Origin of the sequence: Kitasatospora sp. NPDC007106 (assembly GCF_040634455.1) — a bacterium.
Classification (GTDB): domain Bacteria; phylum Actinomycetota; class Actinomycetes; order Streptomycetales; family Streptomycetaceae; genus Kitasatospora; species Kitasatospora arboriphila.
The window spans coordinates 1-1,357 of sequence record NZ_JBEYFP010001254.1; the positions used below are offsets into that span (position 1 = coordinate 1).

A 1,357-nucleotide genomic window follows, 5' to 3' on the forward strand; every position below is an offset into this window, starting at 1 on the left:
GGCGGGCCCCACCGACCGGCCGCGCCCACGGCTCAGTTGCAGGTGACCGTCGCCTTGTTGAACGTCTTGCCCCGGGAGATGCACCAGTCCTCGGTGTTCTTGGCGTGCTCCGCGCCGGTGGCGGCGAACTTGGTCTCCTGCGGGGAGATCGCGAGCCAGAAGACCCAGTCGCCCGGTGTCGGGTCGAGCACGGCCCGGATGGCCTCCATGCCGGGGTTGGAGATCGGCGTGGGCGGCAGGCCCGGGTTCACGTAGGTGTTGTACTTCAGCGAACCGTCGTGGATCTCCTTGTTGGTCAGCTCCTTGCGGCCGAGCTGGTACTGCAGCGTGGTGTCCAGGCCGAGCCTGTGCTGGGTGACGTTGGTGGTCAGGCGGTTGCTGATCGCCCGCGCCATCTTGCCGAAGTCCTCGCTCTTGTTGCCCTCGACCTGCAGGATGCTCGCGTCCACGAGGACCTCGTAGCCGCTCTTGAGACCGAGCTTCTGGGCCGACTGGTCGAGGTTGAGCTCCTGGTAGCGCTTCACCGCGTTGCCGACCATCTGCTTGAGCAGTTCCTCGGGCTTCATGCCCTTGGCGATCGGGTACTTGTCCGGGAAGAGGAAGCCCTCGATGTTGCCCTTCGCGTAGTCCGGCAGACCGAGGTTGTTCAGCTGCTCCTTGGCCACGTTCGCCGTGGTGCCCTTGGGCAGCTGCAGCTTGTCGTCGATCCTCGGGTAGACGTCGACGGCCTTCAGGCCCTCCGGGAGGATCAGCGCGTTGCCGCCGGCGGAATCCACCAGCAGCTTGACCGCCGCAGCACCGGACATCTGGTGGGCCATCGTGTAGAAGCCGGGCTGGATGCTGCCGGACTTCGGGTCCTTGTTGAAGGCCGCGACGAAGGCGTCGACGCTCTTCACCACGCCGGACTTGAAGAGCAGCGAGCCGATGGCGGTGCCGCTGGAACCCGACGGGATCTCGATGTTCACCGAACCGGCGCCCGCACCCGTGTAGTCCGGTGCCGGACCGAAGTGGTCCTGGTAGAAGCCGTAGCCCCACCAGCCGGCGCCGCCCATGCCGCCGAGCAGCACCAGCGCCACCACCAGGCAGGCGCCGCGGTTGCGGCGGCCGGCCTTCTTGCCCTTCTCCTTGCGCTTGCGCTCGGCGTCACGGGAGGTGTCCTCGTCGGCGCCGAAGAACGAGCCGCCCTCGGCGTCGTCCTCCTCGGCGTACTCGTCGAGGTCGTCCTCCCACTCCTCGACCTCGGCCTCGGCCTCGGCGGGGCCGTCGAGCGCCGCGGCCTCGGCCTCCCAGTCGATGCCGTCCGGACCGGGACCGGCCGGACGCCCCCCGCCCCCGCGCGGCGGCGGCACCGGCGAGC

The 1,357-nt window shown here is 69.0% G+C and carries 1 protein-coding gene; it reads right to left on the reverse strand.

Going from position 1 to position 1,357, the window contains the following annotated elements:
• Positions 1-32: 32 nt before the first annotated feature.
• A partial coding sequence (gene mltG / locus ABZ641_RS37610; protein ID WP_359989097.1) for an endolytic transglycosylase MltG occupies positions 33-1,357 on the reverse strand: 1,325 nt, incomplete at its 5' end.